The sequence below is a fragment of the Paenibacillus sp. J22P15 genome (assembly GCF_056269345.1).
Genome location: NZ_JBWDNT010000016.1, coordinates 75,454 through 98,622, shown reverse-complemented (window position 1 = coordinate 98,622; position 23,169 = coordinate 75,454). Strand labels below are relative to the sequence as shown.

Here is a 23,169-nt window from a genome sequence, read left to right as displayed (position 1 = left end):
AGGAATGACCATACAGACCTCTGTATTCTCATTGGATCATGGAGCGATGGAGCTTATTGAGCGTAAGTTTCGTGAGAAGCAGCAGATCGCCAAAGCTAGAGCGAATGAGTTGTTTCATGTTTTTGAGCAGGAGCTGACGGAAGAAGAAATTTGGGCGCTCAAATATTTATTTGCCTATATGCCGGTGAACGATATGGCTGATTATGACGGCTCCTTATTTCTGAGCCATGTGCGCCAAACATTGAGTATTCGGAAGAAGATGCCTTGGGGAGAGAAGGTTCCCGATCACCTATTTCTGCATTTTGTACTTCCGTACCGAGTGAACACGGAGGATATCGAAGACTCCCGCGGTATTTTGCATCGTGAATTGGCGGATCGTACCGCTCCTTTGTCAATGGCAGATGCGATTCTAGAGACGAATTACTGGTGCCATGAGAAAGCCAACTACATCGGAAGTGATTTGCGTACGGTCTCGCCGCTCACAATGATTCGAAATGCGCGGGGCCGCTGTGGTGAAGAATCGACACTGGCGGTTGCTGCGCTTCGCAGTATTGGCATTCCTGCTCGCCAAGTGTATACGCCGCGATGGGCGCATTGTGATGATAACCATGCGTGGGTGGAAGCTTGGGCTGACGGAACGTGGCACTATATCGGTGCTTGCGAGCCGGAAGCGCGCCTTGATCAAGGCTGGTTCAGTCCGCCTGCTAGGCGGGCAATGCTGATCAACACGCGGATCTTCGCTAATTATTCAGGACCTGAGGATATTACACTCACCGATGAATGGTTTACAGAAATTAATTTGCTGGAAGGCTATGCGCCTACGCGGAGCATTACCGTTGTTGTTAAGGATGAGCAAAGCCGAGCGGTTAGCGGAGCAGAGGTTTATTTTGAGCTGTACAACATGGCTGAATTTTATCCGATTGCAATACTGCCGACGAACGAACAAGGCGAGGCCTCGTTTAAGACAGGTTTCGGAGATTTGTTGATCCGTGCTGTAAAGGATGGAAGATGGGGAGAGAAGAAGATCACGGTTGCTGATGAAGAGCATATTGAACTTGTTCTAAGTCAAACACAGCAATGTGAAGGTATCTCTGACTTTGACATGGTTCCTCCGCCGGAACGTAACGGTGAAGCTGCTGAACAGCTTTCCGAGGATAAGCTTGCCCAGCACAATTGTCGTCTTGAGGAAGGAACGACTATCCGAAGCAATTATGAACATACTTTTCTGACCGAAGATCAAGCAGCAGAGCTTGCACGGGCTGCTGGTCTCCCTGTCGAACGGGTATGGGAGGTGCTGCGTAAGGCGCGCGGAAACAGCCGCGAGATCGCAGCCTTCCTGCAGGAACGTACTGCGGAATACGGAGAGTGGCCGCTTCGGTTACTGGAGAGCTTGAATGAGAAGGATTTGGTAGATTCATTCCGTCCTGTGCTTGATGATCATTTAATCGGCTCTTTGTCACAGCGCGGAGTACTTTCCGAAGAGATATTCGTCCGCTATATTTTATGTCCGCGTATATTGTTTGAAATGATCGTACCGTATAAGCAATTTTTCCAAGAGGCTTTCTCCGAGGAGGAAATGAGAAGTTTCAGGGCAGATCCAGTTGAGCTTGCCCGCAAAATCGATTCGGAGTGGAGTATATGGGATGATCTCCCTAATCTGAAGGGCAAGGGCAACCCGATAGGCACTTTCAGAATTAAGAAGGGAGACCGAGTTTCTCTAGATATTATGTTCGTGGCGATCTGTCGAAGTCTAGGCATTCCGGCGCGGCTGCACCCAAGCGAGCAGAAACCACAATTTATGGTGAACGAAAGCTGGCAGGATGCGCCTTTCATAGAGGAAGCGGTGCTTGAGGCGAAGAAGAATGAAAATGGTACACTGCGATTGCTTCGGGATAACGAGACATCTACAGAAGCTCCTGCCGCCTCATATGCTGAGAATTTTACATTCGCTAGGCTTGAGAATGGAATCTACAAAACTCTGATCTATCCAAATGGGAAATCGGACGTATACGATGAACCATTCGAGATCGAGCAAGGCTCTTACCGATTGACTACGGGCATTCGTCTAAAGGACGGAACCGTATGCGTGCGCTTTGCTTATTTCACAGTTCAAACAGGAGAACAAACGGAAATCCCATTGACATTCCGTGAGGCGACGCTTGATATTCCTGTAATTGGGTCGATTGACGGCAGCCATACGCTTACGATGTTGGATGGTTCTGATCAGTCGATTGGAGAGCTTGTTGGAAGTAGCGGGGCAATGATTGCTTGGATGGAACCAGAACGTGAGCCAACTAAACATTTGATCCGTGAGTTCAGCGAGCTTGCCGAGCCATTGACAGAACTCGGTGCTCCGATCATTCTCGTTGTCGGTGATTCCGAATGGGCTGCATCGTTTGATCCTTCTCGTTATCCGAAGCTGCCGTCATGCACACAGTTTGTACGAGATGCCTCATATGCTGCGCTCCCAGACTTTATATCAAAGCCGCCAGCTAGTGAAGCAGGTTTCCCGCATCTTTTTGTGCTGGACGATCAGAACCAAATTCGTTATACATCATCAGGTTACAAGATTGGAACGGGGAAAGAAGCTTTACACATATTAACGAGCCTAAGGCAGCAGCCTGCGAAACGGAGAGATACGTAATGACTAATCGAAAATATATTGTGGCCGGCTATGCAGCCGATTCAAAGCTACCGGAAATGACACAGGAAGATTTGATGAAATTAACCCATCTGAATGTTGCCTTCGGCCATGTTCGCAATGATGAAATCAACACGGACCATTTGACAAATATCGACCATCTTCGGAGGATCAAGCACGCTTTTCCTCATCTTACGATCATATTGTCCGTTGGGGGATGGAGCGCAGGCGGGTTCTCTGAAGCAGCGTCTACTGAAGAGGGAAGAAGCCGCATGGCTGCTTCGGCTGTTCAAATTCTAACTGACTATCCGTTCGACGGAATCGATCTCGACTGGGAGTATCCTTGTTATGGTGAAGCAGAGATTGCGTCTAGTCCTGACGATAAGACAAACTTTACTTTGCTGCTCAAAACGATGCGCGAAGCAATCGACCGTAAAGGCGCGATTGACGGACGACATTATCTGCTTACCATTGCGGCTGGCGCGGATCAATATTATGTAGACGGAACGGAAATGGATCAAGTCCAGCAGTACTTGGATTTCGTTCAACTCATGACCTACGATATGCGCGGGGGCTTTCAAGTTTTGACGGGTCACCATACGAATTTGTATACACCGACCGGTGATTTGTTCCGGATCAGTACAGAAGCCTCTGTTAACCTATTCATTCGTGCTGGCGTACCGAAGGAGAAAATTGTAATCGGCGCGGCATTCTATTCACGGATATGGAATAATGTCCCGAATCGCAATAATGGGCTTCACCAAATGGCTGGAAGCACCGGCGGGTATGGACCTGATTTCACGACATTAGCAGCGGAATACATTGATAAGAACAATTATGTTAGACATTGGGACGACGAAGCCAAGGCGCCGTTCCTCTTTAACGGAACCAGCTTCATCTCTTATGAGGATGAGCAATCGCTACAGCATAAATGCGATTACGTCAAAGAGAATGAGCTTGGCGGCGTGATGTTCTGGGAATACAGCTGCGATGAGACTCATCGCTTGCTCGGTGCGATTTATGAGGGACTGAAGGAATAGGTTGTTTAGGAAGACAGAGACAGAGACAGAGACAGAGACAGAGACAGGGATACCTCGATGCTGAGACGCGTAACAGGTCATTTGGCGGTGGATATGTTGTAATAGGTCTATTTTCTAGACTTATATTTGTGAAATGGTGCAGTTTGGTGAAAATAGATCTATATTCTAGATCTATTTTTGCTGGAGTATCGCGTAGCAGGTCATTTGGCGGTGGATACGTTGTATTAGGTCTATTTTCTAGACTTAATTATGTGAAATGGGGCAGTTTGGTGGAAATAGATCTATATTCTAGATCTATTTTTGCTGGAGTATCGCGAAGCGGGTCATTTTGCTGGAATGTTTCGAAGGCAACTTAGCTCTCTGTAATAGCAGCATGCGCGGCTTTGATTAAAATTTACGATTAATGGACAATCTCTTCATACGGCACGAATAGCAAAAAGACCCTTCACAAATTCATTTGAACTCGTGAAGGGTCTTAACTTTGAGGTTATTAGCTCCTGTCCTACTGGTTGCTTTTGGATTGCTGCTGCCTAAGTTCTGCGTTTTTGGCGGCGAGCTGCTTGGCTGAAGCAGCCTGTGAAGCATCGATTCTTGCTACCTCATCGTTTAATTTCGTGATTTGCGTCATTTTGCTGCTTAAATCACTGGGAGAGGAGCTTAGTTTACTGCTTTTTTGCAGCTGTTTTATTTTGGCCAAAGCCTTTTCCCGTTTACTCTTATCGTTAATGTTTTGCTTCTGAATGTCAGCTATTTCTCTTTTTAATCGGCTAATTATTGATGTAGTGAAGCTAATCGACATAGGGCACCTCATAATCGTATAGTGTTGCTTTGCCCATTTTACTATAAATAGCTTGTTTAAGCGAGAAAGAAAGGCCCGGAAGAATGACACCTTAAGCAAGATGTCTCCTCCGGACCACGGTTCATGTTAACAGTAAGGCTGCTTCTTGTTACCTATCAGGCTCTTGCTTTTGCTCAGACTGGTTCGTTCCTCTCGTACGGAATGCCGGTCCGACAAATCGTCCCATTAGCATAAATAATGGCGAGGTTTCGAGTTCCACTAGGTTGAGCATCTCTGCCCAGTTGAAAATGACCAGAAAAGGGAGCAGTCCAATTGCAAGTATGCCGAATACAAGTCCGATAGTGACATTGCGAATTATTTTGATAAGTGACATGCACTCATCTCCAATCCTGCGAATTTCCTCACTTTTACAGTATGCGGCCAACCGCAGTACCATTCAACTTTTCCATACTCCTATTCTAAAAATCGGGGCCTCAGAGCAAAGGTCAGGCAGCCTACTTGTGTCCGCAAATCATCGTGAAGTATTATTATACGTTGTAACACCGATCATTTTCATCGATCAATTCTGATCATGCATGGGAAAGGAGCTTATTTTGAAGGCCAGAAGCTTGTATAACAACTATGTCAAAAATAATCTTTTTATGAAAATGATTTTGTTATTTTCACTAATCACAACCGCAACAATCGTATCTTTTTCCTATTTTATGTTTAACATCACGTCGGAATCGATCATTCGAAATGAGCTGCAAAATCAGAAAAAAGCGATGGACAGCGTAAATAGCTATATGACTTCCAAGTATGAATCCGTGCAAACGATAATGCGGGACGTATACAGTAATGAAGCGTCAGCTCTACAGCTTTCTTACTTTTTACAAAATCCATTTCAGGATTACATCAATTATCAGTTGGACCAAAATTCCAATATGGATAATATTGGCATGTTAAAGGGGCTCGATTATTTCGAAAATAAGCTGGACAGCGATCCTGATATGGAGAATCTGATGCTGTACAGCTCGGCGAAGCAGTTTTTGTTCGCATATAAGCAGGGACATATGAGCCGATTAGTTTCGACTAACGCCTCTCGCTCTTATGTACCGGATGCGATGGCATTGGAGAATAATAATATGACTGTACCTAATGTTTGGGTGCGTCATGCAATTGGACAGTATGAGCCTAATCTGTACGCTATACGGGTATCAATTACAGAAAAAAACACATTACAAAACATAGGACAGCTGCTCGTTTATTTCAATTCGGATCGCATTCAGCAAGTGTTAGAGAGCTATGAGGATCAACTAAAAGGTTACATTCTCGTATTAGGTCCGTCAGGCGAAGTAATGTTCGACTCTTCAAACCGCTATTATGGCACCCGATATCCCTATAAAGATAAGATTGAATCACTATTTGATACAGCAATGCTTGAGCAGGAGTCGTATGTGACGACGCTTACTCACAATCAAGCGGGCTATATGGTGGTAGGCGTGGCGCCGAAAGCTGAGGTTGCTGCCGCGTATCAAGGGGTAAAGCATACCTTTATATTGATTACCGCAATTTGTATCATTGTGATGCTGCTTGTGCCTATTTTGTTTGTCGTAAATTTTGCGAAACGAACGAACAAAATAATTCGTTTCATGCGTAAGGTGGAAAACGGTGATTTGTCGGCACGTATCCAAGATGACAAGGAGGACGAGCTTGGACAAATTTCTAGAAGCTTTAACGACATGCTGGGTGAGCTGACTCGTCATATCGACCGTGTATATAAAGCGGAGATTAAGCAAAAGCATACGGAGCTTGCTGCTCTGCAAGCTAGGGTCAATCCTCACTTTCTTTACAACACGTTGGAAGTGATCCGTATGCGGGCGGTGTCCCAGGGTGCAAAGGATGTAGGCGAAATGATTTACAGTTTGTCGGTTCTATTCAAAAGCTTTGTGCAGCCAAAAGATGAAAATACGCTCAAGGATGAGCTTGAGACGTCTCGACTTTATTTGGAGCTGTTTCGTATTCGTTATAAGGACAGGCTATCTTATGAAATTGTTTGCGCCGAAAGCTTAACCTTGAAAAAAATTATGAGCATGGCGCTTCAGCCAATTATCGAAAATTACGTTGTGCACGGTCTTCAGTCCCGCAGAACGGATAATCATATCAAGATCAGTGTTATGGAGACAGAGGGGCGGGTGCGCATTCAAGTGGAGGATAACGGTATCGGAATCGAACCTAAACGACTGGAGTTGATTCGTCATACGCTTGATTCTGTAGAGGAAGTTGGCGATTCCTTTGGTCTGCGCAGTGTGCATGAGAGACTAAGGCTGCTCTATGGCAGTGATTATGGTCTAGAAATTAAAAGTACGTTAGGTGTTGGGACGATCATAACGATTGAATTTCCAATTGAGGAAGAGGTACAGCATGTATAGAGTATTCATAGTCGATGATGAGCCCTTCATCATCGAGGGATTGTTCGATATTATTGATTGGTCAGCTTACGGCCTTGAAATCGTAGGCTCCGCAGAAAATGGCCAAGACGCGCTAGAAGCGCTTAAGGAATCGTCGGTGGACATCTTGTTAACAGACATTTCCATGCCGATTATGGATGGTCTAACCTTGATTCGTAATGCGAGACACTTTCGACCTGATTTGAAGGTTATCATTTTGAGCGGCTACAATGAATTCGACTACATTAAGACAGGCTTGAAGCTTGGAGTAGAAAATTATTTGCTGAAACCGATTAATATCGACGAGCTGCAGGAAACGCTTGTCAACACGATCGACAAGCTGAATACGACAAGACCCGACCGATTATTTAGTGATTATGATATTCGTATTCTTAGGGATAATATATTGTATCGGTGGTTAACTGGACGTATCGCGCCAAACGAGCTGAGTGAACGGACAGATATGCTGGACATTCGGCTTGATGCACCGTATTTAGTAACGGCCGTTCTTCGAACGGAGAGTCAGTTTGAGCCGTCTTACGAAGCAGCGCAGCGGCTCGCCGTCCAAGATTCATCGATGCTGCCATTTGTGGACATTGATGGCGATCTCGTTATCGTATTTATGCTGGAGGATCCCATTGCAGGCAAAGAGAAGGCGATGAGTGTACTTGGCAATATGCAAAAACGGCTCGCTCCGAGTCCCATTCGAATTTCGCTGGGAAGCGTGAGGGCGATGGGGGAGGATGCTCCTCTGAGCTATGCTCATGCGAAGAAGGCACAGGAATATTTTTTACTGTTTGATGAGCCTGAGATATTGGATTATGGCTTGATTACGGAGAAGAATGGCTTAGAGAATAAAGCGATTCAAACGCTTGACTGGTCCTCTTACTCGAAGCTGATTAAAGCGAAGGATCTGGAAAGCCTTCAAGCAGCCATTGATGCAGAGTTTGAGCTTTATCAGACGTTGGAGGGGGTTACACCGGAGTCCATTCAAAGCATGGCAATTGAGATGATGATCCGTTTCAAGATGGAGCTCAAAGAAATTAAGCAAGCAGATCAGCCTGATTTGTTCAAGGCTGGTTTTGTGCAGATTATGCAAGCCGATACGATTGAAGGCTTGGCGTCAGTCGTCAAGGAAGCAGCAACATTAACCGTAGATTCACTTATGCGCGATGTGAAGAGTCCAATTATTCAGCAGCTGCTGGGCTATGTGCATGAAAACTACGCGCAAGCGTTATCGCTCAAATCGCTCAGTCAGCAATACAACATCCACCCTGTCTACCTCGGACAATTGTTTCAGAAGGAAACGCAAGAAACCTTTACTGAATACATCAATAAGTACCGAATTGGAAAGGCTAAGGAAATGCTGAAAGAAACACAATTAAAGGTACAGGAGATTGCAATGCAGGTGGGGTACTGGGAAACTGGATATTTCTACAAACAATTCAAAAAATACGTAGGAATTTCCCCGACTGATTATAAAGGACTGCACTGATTAAAGACTAAGCCGTCTTTTTTCTTTAATTTGTACACCATACCTTTAATTTGTTCTCTATTTGAAAACCGTTACATCCGTTATTTTTAAGTAAGCCCTTGAGACGCAACGAGAGAAAGGGTTAAGCAAAAAGAAAGCGTATGCTTACTCAACAGCAAACACGATACGGGGAGGATTTACAATGAGCAAGAAGAAAAGAAGCTTTACAACAGCACTAACGCTGCTGCTGGTTATGTCAATTGTGCTTAGCGCTTGCGGAGGCGGCAAAAAAGAAGGCGAAGGCACTGCTGAGAAACCGGTAGAGCTGCTCTGGTATACGATTGGTACACCTCAAAAAGATGTGGACAAGGTTATGGCGGAAGTAAGTAAATATACAGCTGAAAAAATCGGCGTTACGGTCAAAATGAGCATGATTGATTGGGGCGATTACACGCAAAAGCTGCAAGTGATGACAGCTTCCGGTGAAGCAGTAGACATCATGTTTACATCTTCATGGGCGTTCGATTACGTTCAAAACGCTAGAAAAGGCGCATTCATGCAAATTGATGATTTGCTGAAATCGCATGGACAAGGTATTGTCGATACGCTTGATCCGGCATTCCTTGAAGGCTCCAAGATTGATGGCCATAACTACGGTATCCCGGCTAACAAAGAGCTGCCTGCTCAAGAAGTATGGCGCTTCAATAAGCAGTATGTAGATAAGTACAAGTTTGATATTTCAAAAGTGAGCACACTCGAAAGTCTTGAGCCGATGCTAAAAACGATCAAAGAAAACGAGCCGGGTGTTTATCCTTTCGCTGTTGATAAAAACCAAATGCCTTACGTACCTTACGATTATGTGATCGAGAAGCTTCCAATGGCTGTTTCTCTTGATACGAAGGACTACAAACTTGTTAACGTTCTAGATACACCAGAACTGAAACAAGCTTTGAACACGATGCACAAATATTACAAAGCGGGCTACATTCCTACAGAAGCAGCTACAATGGATTCGATGACAGATGTTCAAACGACTGGTAAATGGTTCTCAGATCGTGCAACAACTCAGCCTTTCGCTGATAACCTATGGTCTGCAAGCTATGGCTACCCAGTTGTTTCAACTCCAGCAAGCGATGCGCTTATTTACAACTGGTCTGTTATGGGCTCGATGCAAGCAATTTCGGCTAACTCAAAATATCCGGAAAAAGCAATGGAATTCCTTAACTTGCTTAACACAGATCCTGTGCTCCGCAACATGATTGATTCCGGTATCGAGGGCGTTCACTACAAGAAAGTAAGCGACACCGTAATGGAAAACCTTGATGAAGCAAAAAATTATGATATGCCAACTTTCTCTCTAGGTAACGTAATGCTAACGTACTTGAATCCAACAGATCCTGCTGACAAGTGGGAAGAATTCAAGAAGTTTAACGATGCAGGAAAAGAAGCGCCTCTTCTTGGCTTCAACTTCGATCCTTCGAAGGTAACGACTGAAATTGCATCCGTACAAAACGTAAGAGAAGAATTTTGGGCGCCGCTAATGACAGGTACAGTTGATCCTGAGACTTATATCAAAAAAGCAAATGAAAAATTTAAAGCAGCAGGCCTTGATAAAATCATGGCTGAAGCACAACGCCAGCTTGACGAGTGGAAAGCGGCAAACAAGTAAGCATGCGGGGGGAGGTATGAAGAGGAATGCTTAGCATTCCATTCATACCTTCTCTCATTAATCTGACTACGGAGAGGTGATCACGTGGGAGCCATAGGACGGTTTTTTAAAGATATTAATAAAAATAAAGCAATGTTGATTATGGTGCTGCCAGCAACAGCTTGGTTCATCTTCTTCTCCTATTTACCGATGGCTGGTATGGTTATTGCGTTTAAGGAATACCGCTATAGTCGTGATGGGTTTCTTGCCAGCATTATGGAGAGCAAGTGGGTAGGTCTGGAAAACTTTAAATTTCTATTCAGTACAAATGATGCATACATCATTACACGTAACACGGTCGTCTATAACATATTTTTCATCGTGCTCGGGCTAATTATTGCCGTTGCGATGGCTATTATGCTTGCTGAAATTACGAACAAAAAATTAGCGAAAGTTTATCAAACGGGTATGTTTTTACCTTATTTCCTATCATGGGTAATCGTTGGCTATTTCGTGTTCAGCTTCTTGAGCTTGGACAAAGGCGTTGTAAACCAAGTGTTGGTTTGGTTCGGAATCGATCCGATCAACTGGTACTCCGATCCAACGTATTGGCCGATTATTATCGTCCTCGTGTTTCTTTGGAAATCAGTAGGCTACAACAGTGTCATCTATTTGGCAGCCATCATGGGTATTGATAAGTCACTTTACGAAGCGGCAATGATCGATGGCGCTAACAAATGGCAGCAAATTCGCAACATCACGATTCCGATGCTTACACCTCTCATTACAATATTGACGCTGCTAGCGATCGGTAAAATCTTTTATGCGGATTTCGGGCTCTTCTATCAAGTGCCAAGGGATTCTGGAACGCTGTACAGCGTAACGAACGTAATCGACACTTATGTATATCGCGGCTTAAAATCAACTGGTGAAATCGGCATGAGTACGGCAGCAGGCTTGTATCAGTCGCTCATCGGATTCGTACTCGTTATTACATCGAATGGAATTGTTCGTAAATTCAATAAAGACAATGCATTGTTCTAGTAAGCAGGTTGCTGGAACAAGCATTGCGGAGGGAGAATAATCGCTATGTCCGCTCAAACGACGAAAACTCGCGATTTTCATAAGCTGACGCCTATTTGGAATATTTTATTCCATGCTACAGCTGGTATTTTCGCTTTACTTTGTGTATTTCCTTTCTTATTCGTCACTGTCATCTCGTTTACGGATGAGGCGACGCTTGCCAAGAACGGCTATTCGCTGTTTCCTGAAAAATGGAGCGTAGATGCTTACACCTATTTATTCAAAGCAGGAGATCAATTGCTTCGTTCCTATGGGGTAACGATCGCAGTTACGGTTATTGGTACAGTTATTGGTGTTGTGTGTACGGCGCTTTTCGCTTATGCAATCTCACGTAAAAGCTTTAAATATCGTGGTTTCTTCTCATTTTTCGCCTTTTTTACGATGCTATTTAACGGTGGTCTTGTGCCGTCTTATATAGTTGTCACACAGCTGCTTGGACTGAAAGATTCCATTTGGGCACTCATATTGCCCCTTGCAGTTAACGCTTTTTACATTATGATCCTTAGAACATTCTTTTCGACAATGGTGCCAGATGCTATTATAGAATCAGGCAAAATCGATGGTGCAGGAGAGTTTGGCACCTTCTTCAAGCTAGTGCTGCCTTTATCACTGCCGGGCCTCGCTACCATTGGTTTATTTAGTACGCTAGGCTATTGGAACGATTGGTTTAATGCCTTGCTGTATATTAACACGCCGGATTTAGTGCCGCTTCAGTCGATGCTGATGCGGATCGAAAATAGTATGCAATTCATAATGCAAAATTCTCAAAATGCATCGATCAGCACAGGTCTGCTGCAGTCGATGCCGCAGGATACGTCACGTATGGCGATGGTTGTGCTAGCTACCGGTCCTATCGTATTCGCTTATCCGTTCTTCCAAAGATATTTCATTCAAGGCTTGACGGTTGGTGCCGTTAAGGAGTAATTACAAATCATTTTTCCTAAAGGAGCTTATACGATGGAGCAATTTAGATTACCGAAAATTCCGATGCCTGAGCTGACACTGCCACAGGCAATTCAAGACGTATTGAAGGAAGCGGAGCAGAAGCTGGCGCACCGCCCGAAGCTGCTTCAATTGTTTAAAAATTGTTTTCCTAATACACTTGAAACGACAACGAAGCTGATGGAAGATGGCACTACCTTTGTCATTACAGGTGATATTCCAGCGATGTGGCTGCGTGACTCCGTCGAGCAAGTGATGCACTATGTCCCTTTTGCGAAGAATGATAAAGATTTGCAAAGAATCCTTAGCGGTTTAATCAAACGCCATATTGCATATATTCAAATCGATCCTTATGCGAATGCATTCAACGAGTCGGATAATGACTGGCACTGGAATACAACAGATGAGACGGACATGTCTCCATGGGTATGGGAGCGCAAGTTCGAGCTGGATTCCATTTGTTTCTCGATGCGCTTAGCCCACGCTTATTGGAAGGAAACGGAGCAGACGGATATTTTCGATTCCGGCTTCAAGGCAGCAATGCGCCGCGTTTTAGAGCTTTGGAAGACAGAACAGCGTCATTTTGAGCAATCGCCTTACCGTTTTACTCGCGATAACGGTATTCCAACAGATTCACTGCGTAATTCTGGACTAGGTATGCCTGTGAACTATACTGGTATGATTTGGTCAGGCTTCCGTCCAAGCGATGACGCTTGTGATTTCCATTACAATATTCCTGATAATATGTTTGCGGTTGTTACGCTTCGTCAAATGGAAGAAATAGCGGAATGGGTATTCCGTGACATGGACTTCCTTAAAGAGCTGAAGCAGCTTGAAGACGACGTTAACCATGGCATTCAGCTTTACGGTATTTATCAGCATCCGGAATTTGGGCCAATCTATGCATACGAAACAGATGGCTTCGGCAACTTCTGCCTCATGGATGATGCAGGCACACCAGGATTGATATCGATCCCTTATCTTGGTTATGTAAGTGCGGATGATCCGATTTATGTGAATACGAGAAAATTTGCTTTAAGTAAACATAATCCTTTCTATTATGAAGGAACAGCAGCGAAAGGTATTGGCAGCCCGCATACACCGCCAGACTACATCTGGCATATGGCATTGTCGATGCAAGGCATTACGGCAACAAGCCGTGAAGAAAAGCTAGAATTAATCGCTATGCTAGAGGCAACGGATGCGGATACTGGCTACATGCACGAAGGCTTCCATGCGGATGATCCGACTCAGTTTACGCGCAAATGGTTTGCGTGGTCGAACAGCTTGTTCTCACAGCTTGTCTATCAGGCGATGAAGGATGATATTCTATGAGCATGAACACTATCATTTTTTATGATCCATCGTTTCCGCTCCATTCGCGTCTAAGCTCGGAAACCGAGGGGCAGCTCGTTCAAATGGGCAACGTTGTTCGTGCGAATGGTCTAGGAATGGCGCTTGCTGCTGCAGAAGGCGGAAGCTTCGTAAATATGCATGCGCCTTATTTCCCTAAGGAAGCATGGTCTGACATTCTGGACTACTTAAAGCGCGGCGGCGGCTTGATCAGCATTGGAGGAGCACCGTTCAAAATTCCAGTGGTGACAAATGAAGCTGGCGTTTGGGAGCCTGAATCAGAGCAAACGGCTTATCACCGCGAGCTTCATATTCACGAGATATTACCTGTAGACGCAGCACCGATCGTAAGCTTGTCTGCAATGGAGGATCTCCCGCTGCTGCAAGGCAAAGAATCACTATTTGAAGTTTCAAACACTTGGAATATGGTTCCGCATGTGACTAAAACCAGCGATTTGCCGCATCAGATGGGTTCGGCAGGACCGATGGATGCACAATTGTTCCCGCTTCTGAAGGGTGTTTCAATCGAAGGAAGAGAAGTAGCAGCTCCTATCGTACTATGGGAAAACTCAAAGGGTATGTTTGCAGGGGCGCGCTGGTTGTTCGTCAATCAGCCGCTAAAGGATAAATTTTGGCAAGGCGGCGGAGCTGAAGTGCTTCGCAGCTGGACGGAATTTTGCTCCGCAGGCGTAACCGAACTATGGCTTAAGCCAAACTATGCATCCTACGAGCCGGGTGAAAGAGCGATGCTGACGCTGCAAATGCAGCAGCTAGGCCGTTCTGCTGCTGCAACTGCCTCATCAGCATCGAGCTGGAGCTTCATGATTATGATCCAGCATGAGAGCGAGCCAGAACAACAGTGGACTAGCACGATCAAAGCGGAAGCGGCAAAGCAGCAGCTTATTGTCCGCATTCCGGTACCTCTTACAATTGTCAGCGGTTATTACAAGGTAGATTGTATAGCTGAGTCATCTGATGGAGAAAAACGCATTCTTCGCCAAGGCTTCTGGGGCTTTGACGAAAAGCTGCTATCAGAGGGAAGTCCCGTTACAAGCGAACGCGACTATTTCATGAAAGACGGCAGGCCGATGCCAGTTGTCGGAATGACTTATATGACTTCGGACGTTGCGCGTAAGTTTTTATTTTTGCCAAACGCATCGGTATGGGATCGTGATATGGCTCAGATGCGCAAAGCGGGCATCAACTGGATCAGAACCGGCATTTGGACAGCTTATCGAAATATTATGCAGGTTGACGGTCATGCATCGGAAGAGGCGCTTCGCTCAATTGATGCGTTTCTGCTAACAGCCAAGCGGCATGATTTGCAAATAACGTTTACTTTCTTCTCGTTTACTCCGGAAACATGGGAAGGTCAGAATCCTTATCTCGACCCACGGAGTGTTGAGGCACAAAAACGGTTTATCCGGTCGATCATTTCGCGTCACAAGCAATCGAAGCATGTGGACTGGGATTTAATTAATGAGCCTTCGATGTTTGATCCACCGCGCATTTTTTCTGATGGTCCAAGATCGTCCCGCGATCCATTCGAACAGGCGGCATATGCAGCTTGGCTGAAGGAGCGTCACGGTTCTGTGGAGAAGCTTCAGAAGCTGTGGAACATGACTCCGGAGCAATTGCCGAGCTTTGAAGCGGCAACTGTGCCTGAACCAGAGGAAATCAACTTCGACGTTCAAGATATGCATCAAGGCAAGAAGGGGACGCGCTGGCTTGATTATGTATTGTTCTCTATGGATATGCATAATCGTTGGGCACAGCAGCTGTACCAGACAATAAAGGAAGAATGTCCTGATCATATGGTTACAGTCGGGCAGGATGAAGCGCTTGGTGCACAAAGACCTTCTCCGTTCTTCTACGGCGAGGCGGTCGATTATACAACCGTCCATTCATGGTGGTTGAATGATCATTTGGTGTGGGACAGCATCTTCGCTAAGACTGCTGACAAGCCGAACTTAGTGCAGGAAACAGGCATCATGTACGTAGAAACGCCGGAAGGACGCGCGAAACGTTCAGAAGCAGAACTGCGGAACATCCTTGAGCGCAAGTATGCCTATGCCTTCGCAACAGGCGGAGCAGGTGCGGTTCAATGGATATGGAACACGAATTTCTATATGGATAATGCGAATGAGTCACATATTGGCGCGCTTCGCGCGGATGGCACTGAGAAGCCTGAGGCAGATGTATCTTATGATTTCGGACGGTTTATGAATGAAATAAGAGATCTATTCAAAGGACGGGAGCTTGAGGATACTGCAGTTATATTCCCTTATTCCAATGATTTTTCCAATCGTAAGCTCGCGTTTGATGCGACAACGAAAGCAACTCGCGTGCTTGCTTATGAGTTGAATAAACCATTCCGCGGAGCTTCGGAATATCACTTGGACGAGCTGGAAGCAAATCCTGTTAAACTCGTTATTGTACCAAGTGCTCATAACTTAGATGATGCGGCATTGAGTCAGCTGCTAGGATATATTGAAAGAACAGGAGCGACTTTGCTGCTCACGGGTCCAACAAGCCTAGATGCTTACTGGCGTCCAGTTGAGCGTCATTCTGAGCTATTCGGTTCAAGAGAGCTTGTCAATGTACGCCGTGAGGAGCTGCTTCACATCGGTGATCGCATGCTGCCTGTTTCATATGGCAATCGGAGAATTGCTCAAGTATGGAAGGAAGCACAAAAAGGATCTGCTTCGGCTGCTGCTGATCAGCTCATCGAGCTATCGCACGGCAAAGGTAAAATTCTTTGGTGTCCACTGCCAGTAGAGCTCAACGATCGTATCGAACCAATCGCGGCGATCTATGAATATGCGCTTGCATACGCAGGCTGCAGCGTGGAGCTGAACTTTGTTAAAGGCGGTCAATTACCAGGTGTATACGGACGCAAGCTGACATTCCAAGACGGAGCATTGTTCACATTCGTATCGGAGTTCGGCTTGGATGCTGATATTGAGGTGAAGGACCCTGTGACAGGCGTTTCCTACGCATTTGTGCTGGAGAAGGAGCGTTCTGTGCTCTTTGCAGTGGATAACCATGGTCAGCTGCTGTCTGTTTACCGTCCTGATCAGGTGAATGTTACTGTCATTCCTGCAAACAACGATTAACAAGAAGAGGTGTTCAAAGATGAAAGATAAACGAACAGCCCATATCATCTCACATACCCATTGGGATCGTGAATGGTATTTGCCATATGAGAAACACCATGTACTGCTTGTAAAATTAATGGATACCCTTCTTCATACACTAGATACGGATCCAAACTTTAAAAGTTTTTATTTGGATGGTCAAACGATCATATTGGAAGATTACTTACAGGTTCGCCCAGAGAATAGGGAGCGCCTTGAACGTTATATTAAAGAAGGCCGTATTCCAATCGGACCTTGGTACATTTTGCAGGATGCCTTCTTGACGAGCAGTGAAGCGAATCTTCGTAATTTGCAAATCGGGCATCAAGATGCAAGCCGTTACGGTACGATTGCTAAAGTAGGTTATTTCCCAGATACGTTCGGCAACATTGGTCAAGCTCCACAAATCTTGCGTCAAGCAGGCATCGATAATGCGGTATTTGGCAGAGGCGTAAAGCCGACTGGCTTTAATAACACCGTTGCGGATTCTGAGTATGAGTCATCCTTCTCTGAGCTGCTCTGGGAAGGCCCGGACGGTTCACGCGTACTTGGCATACTATTCGCGAACTGGTACTGCAACGGCATGGAAGTGCCTACGGATGAAGCTAGCGCCAAAGAATATTGGGAGCGCAAGCTAGCGGAGGCAGAGAAATATGCAGCTACTGAACAGCTTCTATTTATGAACGGATGCGATCACCAACCGATTCAGCAGGATTTATCCGCTGCACTAGAAACGGCAAGTAAGCTCTTCCCTGACACAGAGTTTATTCACTCTAACTTTGCAGACTATTTGGCAGCTGTGAACGAATCACTAACTCGCGAGCTGTCTGTCGTGAAGGGTGAGCTTCGCAGTCAACGGACAGATGGCTGGTCAACGCTAGTGAATACTGCATCTGCACGGGTGTATTTGAAGCAAATGAACCAGCTTGGTCAAGCGATGCTGGAGAAGGTAGCAGAGCCGCTTGCTGCGCTAGCTTATTCACTTGGTCACGAATACCCGCATCACTTGTTTACTTATGCTTGGAAGACGTTGATGCAGAACCATCCACATGACAGCATTTGCGGATGCAGCGTGGACGAGGTTCACCGCGAGATGGTTACTCGCTTCGATAAGAGCCGCCATGTTGCGGAAGCGATTATTGACGATAGCAAAGCAGCGATTGCTGATGCTGTAGACACTTCTATATTTGAACAATACGGCGAAGATGCACTTCCGTTTATCGTGTTCAATACGACCGGTTGGAATCGCAGCGGAGTTGTTGAAGTCGAGCTGGACATCGCTCGTATTTACTACCGTGACGGCTTGTCACTTGATGAGATGAACAAAAAAATGTACGGTATCGATGTAACGGGAAGAACGCTTGTTGACCGCAACGGCGCAGCGATCGCTCACACAGCTGTCGATATGGGACTTCAATTCGGCTATGATCTGCCGGATGATAAGTTCCGTCAGCCGTACATGAGCCGCAAAGTAAAGCTGACATTCGAAGCAGCGGAAGTTGCATCGCTAGGTGTAGCAGCATATGGCTATGTACGGAACGCGAAAGCGGAATTGCAGCCTTCTGAATCGCTGGTTGCTGGAGAGCTTGCGCTTGAGAACGAATGGCTTCGCCTAGATATTGAAAGCGACGGTTCGTTTAACCTTACAGATAAACGCAGCGGTCAAATTTATCGCGATCTTGGCGTTTACGAGAACACAGGCGATATCGGAAATGAATACATGTATAAGCAGCCAAATGGCGAGCAAACATTGACGACGAAAGGGCTGCCTGCCACTATTCGTTTGATCGAGAATACGCCGTATCGCGCGGCATTCGAAATTGTGCATGAATGGGCAGTTCCTGCTTCAGCAGAGCCTTATTTCGAAGTGGAGAAGCTAGAGGCTGTTTATTTCCCAGAACGGAAGTCGCAGCGCACGGAAACGACAGTTCCGCTAACGATCCGGACTGAAATTGCAATTAGCCGCAATGGCGAAGGTGTGGAATGGAAATCCTCCTTCAATAACAAGGCGAAGGATCACCGGGTTCGCGTATTGTTCCCAACTGATCTTGCGACAGCAGTTCATCAAGCGGACGCCATCTTTGAGGTTGCGACGCGTGATAACGAGCCAGCAGCAGAATGGATCAATCCTAGCAACGCACAGCATCAGCAGGCGTTTGTTGATGTGAGCGGCGAGCATGCTGGTATGACAGTTGCAAACCTTGGCCTTAATGAATACGAAGTATTGCGCGATGGACGTAATTCCATTGCCATCACATTGCTTCGTGCGGTTGCCGAGCTTGGCGACTGGGGCGTGTTCCCTACACCGGAAGCACAATGTTTGGGCGAGCAAAGCTTCAGCCTGACCATCCTTCCGCATAATGGTGACGGAGTAGAATCTGGTGCATATGCAGCGGCATATCAGTTCCAAGTGCCTTGGACAGTTAGTCAGACAGGCATTCATTCCGGCAAGCTTGCTCCAAACGGCGCATTATTCGCTTGGGACGGCAGCGGACTGGCATTCTCTTCGCTTAAGATTAACGAGCAATCCGGTGACTTTATGCTTAGATGGTATAATATGAAGTCTTCGGAGACAGAGCTGAAGCTTTCAGAAGCAGCAGCTGTATCACTAGGACAAGTATATAAGAGTAATGTGCTTGAGCATGAAGTCGAACCTCTTGCAGTAAATGGACAATCGTTCCTGCAAGCGCCTGTTGGACCATGTGAGATTTTGACCATAGGTATTAAGCATTAAGCATTCCTAAATAATGAAGAAGCCCTTTGCAATGGATAACTATGCAGAGGGCTTCTTGTTATATTGGACTAGTTAGTTAACAAATAATGAGATCAAGGAATCTCGCGTATTGTGGCTAACAGAGACAATCGCAGGCATGCTATAATAGGTATATTCGCGTAACATAAAAAGACAGAATCAGGGTCTCCTCGCAGCGGAGGGGCCCTTTTTTATTGAAAATACGGGTTATATACCTGGCAGGAGGGGAATAAAGTGGCAAAAGGACCAAAAAGGCCGACTAGAGATGAGTTTGAACTCGAGGAGATAGGTGAGAGGCTAGTAGAGGCGAAGCAAGAAGGATCGGAGCTGCTGCTAACGATTTGGGCAGCTGAGCAAGTGAGAGGCGTAATTACGGTGCTAGATTCCAGAACAAAGTTGGTTCATGTGACGCATATGGGCAGCGTAACGAAAGTACCTTTCATGGATATTATGAAGATAGAAAGCCCATATTAAGGTAAATTAATAGTCATGAGGGAGGATTTACATACATGTATCCGACATCGCAGCAATTAGAAAATTACGCAGCGCTGGTAGTAAAGGTTGGCGTCAATGTGCAGCAAGGACAGACGGTTGTTGTCATGGCACCTATTACAGCGGCTCCGCTGGTACGACGCATTGCATCTAAGGCTTATGAGGCAGGCGCAAAAAATGTGCATGTGGAATATAACGATGAGGAACTGTCTCTCATTAAATACAAGCAAGCGCCTGAGGAAGCATTCTCAGAGTATCCAATGTTCCGAGCTAAAGGTTGGGAAGAGTTTGTGGAAAATGGTGCGGCGTTTATTACCATCTATTCCCCAAACCCTGATCTGCTTAACGACGTAGATCCGAAGCGTGTAGCGACCGCTTCAAAAACAGCTTCAACTGCACTTAGCAGCTATCGTAGCTCACTGATGAATCATACGAATGCTTGGTCGCTCGTATCGTATGCAACACCTGAATGGGCAGCAAAAGTATTCCCGGATCTCTCGCAAGAAGAAGCTGTTCAGAAGCTTTGGGAGCGAATTATCGATGCTACGCGCATTGGTTTGGATGATCCTATTCAAGCGTGGAAAGCGCATAATGCCAAGCTGCTTCAAATGGTTGAGGTGCTAAATAGCAAACGTTACAAGCAGCTCCAGTACGAAGCGCCAGGTACGAGTCTTACAGTGGAACTGCCGGAAGGACATATTTGGTTAGGCGGTTCCAAAGCTAACGCGAAAGGAATTTACTTTAATCCGAATATGCCAACCGAAGAAGTATTTACGATGCCGAATCGAGATGGTGTGAACGGCACCGTTCGCAGCACCAAACCTTTAAATTACAACGGTCAAGTAATCAATGGGTTCTCCCTAACTTTTAAGGATGGCAAAGTCGTTGATCATTCGGCTGAGCAGGGCTATGAGGCGTTGTCGAATTTGTTGAACACGGATGAGGGAGCGAGACATTTAGGTGAAGTTGCTTTAGTTCCGCACGATTCACCGATTTCAAATTCTAATGTAACCTTCTTTAATACACTCTATGATGAGAATGCGTCTTGCCATCTTGCACTGGGTCAAGCGTATCCGGTCAATATTAAGGGCGGCACACAAATGTCACCGGAGGAGCTTCTCGCGCATGGTGCGAACCGAAGCCTTACTCATGAAGACTTCATGATCGGCTCGCCCGATATGAATATTGACGGTGTGACGCAGGATGGCACTCGTGAGCCTATCTTCCGCAATGGAAACTGGGCGATTTAATTATATTGACCTTGTGTCGTACACGAAAAAAGCTCTTATTCCGCAGCAAAAGCTGTAGAATAGGAGCTTTTTAACTGAAATGAACAAATTAAAAATAAAACTTCTGCATTTCCGCTGGAACGCCATTTCGTCTAAGCAGCTCCTCAATCGTTTCGCTGGCAGCAGGAGAATCGCCGGATATCAGCAGTTTTACTGCAAATTTACTCGCTTGTCGCTCATACTTTCCAACATTAAAAAACGATTGCTCATCCAGCCAAAAACGGTTGAACCCAGGATGTAAACGGTCATGTCCGAGCTCATGTGCGCATACGAAGCGGCGCCAATTATCCGGAAGCGATTCGTGAATGACAATAAACCGGCGGCGCAGTTTTTTGAAATAAAGGCCGCGTGTGCCTTCTCCGAGATCAGCGTACCGGATATGGATGCCAAGGCCCTCCGCGATGATGAATGGATCGTTGGTTTTGAATTTCCGTACGAGCTTTAAAATCAACTTATCCATAGCATCACCTACCCTTTGGCATCATCAGGAGCATCGTTAGTCGGTTCGGTCTTTTTTTTGTGCTTATTCATCTGCTTAGCTTCCCAGAACAATCCTGTAAGCACATCCATCACGCGCTGACGATCGCTCTGACTTAGCGGTACGCCGTCAAACATAATTTCCCCGTCTTCCTCTAACAGCTTCTTGAAGTCACGCTTATCTTTATACGTAGCCCAGTCGGGTATCGTTGCCGAGGCCGCATCGCGACCAAGCAAATAGTCGGTTGTCGTTTGTAAAATATCGGCCATTTTTTGCAAATCCTCACTTGTTGGTGTTACTCGGTCATTCTCAATATGACCAAAGTTGGATCGACCCATTTCAAGCTTTGCGGCGACATCCTGCTGTGTTAATCCGCGCTCAACCCTTAGTTGTTTAATTCGTGCTCCTAATGACATTATAAATACCCTCCAATTTTAAAAAGTGGTATTTTAAATACTTGACGGTAATTAAAATACCAAATACAATGAGATTCATCAGACGAACACGTAAGAAAATCGATATTCAATTAATTATCGCTATTTTAACTACTTAAAAGTAAGTATATTTTTGATTCGGAGTATTGTCAATACCGTGGTGAGCGGTGGGCGAGGATACCGAGCGTCCCTTTTGTTTTATCTAAATTAGGGGGTGGGTGTGATGTAGGCGCTAGCGGGTTTACCTTTTGCCGCTGCCACTATTCAACTTGATTAGGAGGTATGTATCTCATGCACAAACAACTTTTATTCCATTATTTTATAGAGGGAAAACTCACCGTAACTATGATAGGGGCTTTTTTAAAAACGGTAATAGACGGTATGTATGGACAAGGCAGATTGATACTCATTGCAGTTCTATTAGCAGTCATCTTGTTGGATTGGATTACTGGTATTGCCGCATCGAAAAAAAATAATACTTTCTCATCAGATTATGGGATGTTAGGGTGGCTCCGCACTTTATTTCTTATGGCTTTGCCTATTCTAGCCAATCTGCTAGATTCGATGCTTAGTATGCCGGGATTATTCTTTTATACTATTACGCTAGGAATTATATATCACACTTGGCAGTCATTGACCGCTAATGCCTACAGGGCGGGCTGGGGAAAATGGATTCCCAAAATAGTAATCGAGCAAATTGATAATGAGCTGAAAGCGAAGGTGACACAAGCGACAATGAGGGGCGTAAGCCTAGAAAAAAGAAGCGAAAGTAGATTCATTGCCGATGATGAATCAACATCGAATGAAAGGGAGTGAAATGCAGAGACAAGGGACTATATATGTATTTTTAGGCATCTGCTCATTTCCTGCAAAAGCCCATACACTTTTGACCCTGAGTCATAGGATACTGTGTAAGTTATCAAAAAGGAGATGAACAAATGAGCTATGGAGTAGCAGGGGTAGCAGGGGCTAATGTTGGTCCTGGAAACTGTGGACCATCGTACCCAGTGGGCGGCGTAGGCTGCGGCGGATTCTCGAGCATTGGATTTATTCTTGTCCTCTTTATCCTACTTGTTATTATTTCTCGCGCAACTTGGTAGGCTTTAAACCATAGCGAGCCGATAAGTCGGTCAAAGCGTTTTTCCACTAACTGAAAATATAATAACATCCCCATGAGC

18 protein-coding genes are annotated in these 23,169 nt (G+C 45.5%); 14 read left to right on the top strand and 4 right to left on the bottom strand.

Translation table 11 applies throughout. From position 1 onward, the window contains the following. The first annotated feature begins 4 nt into the window (after nucleotides 1-4). Together AC0YN6_RS23825 and AC0YN6_RS23820 are read left to right on the top strand one after the other, a co-directional pair. On the top strand, nucleotides 5-2,644 hold the full coding sequence (locus AC0YN6_RS23825; RefSeq protein ID WP_475749883.1) for a transglutaminase domain-containing protein: 2,640 nt from the start codon (nucleotides 5-7) through the stop codon (nucleotides 2,642-2,644). Then, on the top strand, nucleotides 2,644-3,681 hold the full coding sequence (locus tag AC0YN6_RS23820) for a glycoside hydrolase family 18 protein (RefSeq protein ID WP_475749881.1): 1,038 nt from the start codon (nucleotides 2,644-2,646) through the stop codon (nucleotides 3,679-3,681). Before AC0YN6_RS23825 ends, AC0YN6_RS23820 begins: the two co-directional genes overlap by 1 nt. A 502-nt stretch (nucleotides 3,682-4,183) precedes the next feature. Here the strand turns inward: AC0YN6_RS23820 and AC0YN6_RS23815 are convergent. Then, nucleotides 4,184-4,480 (bottom strand): hypothetical protein, encoded by a 297-nt coding sequence (locus tag AC0YN6_RS23815; RefSeq protein WP_475749879.1) that lies wholly within the window; start codon nucleotides 4,478-4,480, stop codon nucleotides 4,184-4,186. A 148-nt stretch (nucleotides 4,481-4,628) separates the two neighbouring features. After that, a complete protein-coding gene (locus AC0YN6_RS23810) occupies nucleotides 4,629-4,853 on the bottom strand; it encodes a hypothetical protein (protein WP_475749877.1) in 225 nt (74 codons plus the stop codon). Nucleotides 4,854-5,073: 220 nt separating this feature from the next. On the opposite strand from AC0YN6_RS23810, the gene AC0YN6_RS23805 reads away from it, so the two are divergent. From AC0YN6_RS23805 to AC0YN6_RS23760, 10 genes are all read left to right on the top strand, one after another. Beyond that, nucleotides 5,074-6,891 carry a sensor histidine kinase gene (locus AC0YN6_RS23805; protein WP_475749875.1) on the top strand — a complete coding sequence of 606 codons (1,818 nt, stop codon included), beginning with the start codon at nucleotides 5,074-5,076 and terminating at the stop codon, nucleotides 6,889-6,891. After that, complete coding sequence (locus tag AC0YN6_RS23800) at nucleotides 6,884-8,404, top strand: response regulator (RefSeq protein ID WP_475749873.1); 1,521 nt, start codon at nucleotides 6,884-6,886, stop codon at nucleotides 8,402-8,404. The genes AC0YN6_RS23805 and AC0YN6_RS23800 overlap by 8 nt, the downstream gene beginning before the upstream one ends. 181 nt (nucleotides 8,405-8,585) lie before the next feature. Next, a complete protein-coding gene (locus AC0YN6_RS23795; RefSeq protein ID WP_475749871.1) occupies nucleotides 8,586-10,052 on the top strand; it encodes an ABC transporter substrate-binding protein in 1,467 nt (488 codons plus the stop codon). Between the two features lie 84 nt (nucleotides 10,053-10,136). Beyond that, on the top strand, nucleotides 10,137-11,075 hold the full coding sequence (locus AC0YN6_RS23790; RefSeq protein ID WP_475749870.1) for an ABC transporter permease: 939 nt from the start codon (nucleotides 10,137-10,139) through the stop codon (nucleotides 11,073-11,075). A gap of 45 nt (nucleotides 11,076-11,120) precedes the next feature. After that, nucleotides 11,121-12,038, top strand: a complete 918-nt coding sequence (locus tag AC0YN6_RS23785) for a carbohydrate ABC transporter permease (protein WP_475749869.1) — start codon at nucleotides 11,121-11,123, stop codon at nucleotides 12,036-12,038. Nucleotides 12,039-12,071: 33 nt separating this feature from the next. Next, complete coding sequence (locus AC0YN6_RS23780) at nucleotides 12,072-13,391, top strand: glycoside hydrolase family 125 protein (protein ID WP_475749868.1); 1,320 nt, start codon at nucleotides 12,072-12,074, stop codon at nucleotides 13,389-13,391. Continuing rightward, complete coding sequence (locus tag AC0YN6_RS23775) at nucleotides 13,388-16,525, top strand: beta-galactosidase (RefSeq protein WP_475749867.1); 3,138 nt, start codon at nucleotides 13,388-13,390, stop codon at nucleotides 16,523-16,525. Before AC0YN6_RS23780 ends, AC0YN6_RS23775 begins: the two co-directional genes overlap by 4 nt. Nucleotides 16,526-16,544: 19 nt before the next feature. Beyond that, nucleotides 16,545-19,280: an alpha-mannosidase gene (locus AC0YN6_RS23770; RefSeq protein WP_475749866.1), complete on the top strand. Its 2,736-nt coding sequence runs from the start codon at nucleotides 16,545-16,547 to the stop codon at nucleotides 19,278-19,280. A 252-nt stretch (nucleotides 19,281-19,532) separates the two neighbouring features. Then, entirely contained in the window at nucleotides 19,533-19,772 is a 240-nt protein-coding gene (locus AC0YN6_RS23765; protein WP_475749865.1) for a YolD-like family protein, read from the top strand. 35 nt (nucleotides 19,773-19,807) lie between these two features. Further along, nucleotides 19,808-21,040, top strand: coding sequence for an aminopeptidase (locus tag AC0YN6_RS23760; protein WP_475749864.1), 1,233 nt, complete (start codon nucleotides 19,808-19,810; stop codon nucleotides 21,038-21,040). An 88-nt stretch (nucleotides 21,041-21,128) separates the two neighbouring features. Here AC0YN6_RS23760 and AC0YN6_RS23755 read toward each other — a convergent pair whose 3' ends face one another. Both AC0YN6_RS23755 and AC0YN6_RS23750 read right to left on the bottom strand, forming a co-directional pair. Further along, nucleotides 21,129-21,539, bottom strand: a complete 411-nt coding sequence (locus tag AC0YN6_RS23755) for an ImmA/IrrE family metallo-endopeptidase (protein WP_475749863.1) — start codon at nucleotides 21,537-21,539, stop codon at nucleotides 21,129-21,131. Between the two features lie 8 nt (nucleotides 21,540-21,547). Beyond that, entirely contained in the window at nucleotides 21,548-21,973 is a 426-nt protein-coding gene (locus AC0YN6_RS23750; RefSeq protein WP_475749862.1) for a helix-turn-helix domain-containing protein, read from the bottom strand. Between the two features lie 309 nt (nucleotides 21,974-22,282). Here AC0YN6_RS23750 and AC0YN6_RS23745 point away from each other — a divergent pair, with 309 nt between their 5' ends. Further along, nucleotides 22,283-22,807 carry a phage holin family protein gene (locus tag AC0YN6_RS23745; RefSeq protein ID WP_475749861.1) on the top strand — a complete coding sequence of 175 codons (525 nt, stop codon included), beginning with the start codon at nucleotides 22,283-22,285 and terminating at the stop codon, nucleotides 22,805-22,807. A 122-nt stretch (nucleotides 22,808-22,929) separates the two neighbouring features. Next, nucleotides 22,930-23,091: a sporulation protein YjcZ gene (locus AC0YN6_RS23740; protein WP_475749860.1), complete on the top strand. Its 162-nt coding sequence runs from the start codon at nucleotides 22,930-22,932 to the stop codon at nucleotides 23,089-23,091. The last annotated feature ends 78 nt before the right edge of the window (nucleotides 23,092-23,169 follow it).

Coding starts and splice junctions, on each gene's coding strand:
- AC0YN6_RS23825 (WP_475749883.1), top strand. CDS start 5: ATGACCATACAGACCTCTGTATTCTCATTGGATCATGGAGCGATGGAG.
- AC0YN6_RS23820 (WP_475749881.1), top strand. CDS start 2,644: ATGACTAATCGAAAATATATTGTGGCCGGCTATGCAGCCGATTCAAAG.
- AC0YN6_RS23815 (WP_475749879.1), bottom strand. CDS start 4,480: ATGTCGATTAGCTTCACTACATCAATAATTAGCCGATTAAAAAGAGAA.
- AC0YN6_RS23810 (WP_475749877.1), bottom strand. CDS start 4,853: ATGTCACTTATCAAAATAATTCGCAATGTCACTATCGGACTTGTATTC.
- AC0YN6_RS23800 (WP_475749873.1), top strand. CDS start 6,884: ATGTATAGAGTATTCATAGTCGATGATGAGCCCTTCATCATCGAGGGA.
- AC0YN6_RS23795 (WP_475749871.1), top strand. CDS start 8,586: ATGAGCAAGAAGAAAAGAAGCTTTACAACAGCACTAACGCTGCTGCTG.
- AC0YN6_RS23785 (WP_475749869.1), top strand. CDS start 11,121: ATGTCCGCTCAAACGACGAAAACTCGCGATTTTCATAAGCTGACGCCT.
- AC0YN6_RS23780 (WP_475749868.1), top strand. CDS start 12,072: ATGGAGCAATTTAGATTACCGAAAATTCCGATGCCTGAGCTGACACTG.
- AC0YN6_RS23775 (WP_475749867.1), top strand. CDS start 13,388: ATGAGCATGAACACTATCATTTTTTATGATCCATCGTTTCCGCTCCAT.
- AC0YN6_RS23770 (WP_475749866.1), top strand. CDS start 16,545: ATGAAAGATAAACGAACAGCCCATATCATCTCACATACCCATTGGGAT.
- AC0YN6_RS23760 (WP_475749864.1), top strand. CDS start 19,808: ATGTATCCGACATCGCAGCAATTAGAAAATTACGCAGCGCTGGTAGTA.
- AC0YN6_RS23755 (WP_475749863.1), bottom strand. CDS start 21,539: ATGGATAAGTTGATTTTAAAGCTCGTACGGAAATTCAAAACCAACGAT.
- AC0YN6_RS23750 (WP_475749862.1), bottom strand. CDS start 21,973: ATGTCATTAGGAGCACGAATTAAACAACTAAGGGTTGAGCGCGGATTA.
- AC0YN6_RS23745 (WP_475749861.1), top strand. CDS start 22,283: ATGCACAAACAACTTTTATTCCATTATTTTATAGAGGGAAAACTCACC.
- AC0YN6_RS23740 (WP_475749860.1), top strand. CDS start 22,930: ATGAGCTATGGAGTAGCAGGGGTAGCAGGGGCTAATGTTGGTCCTGGA.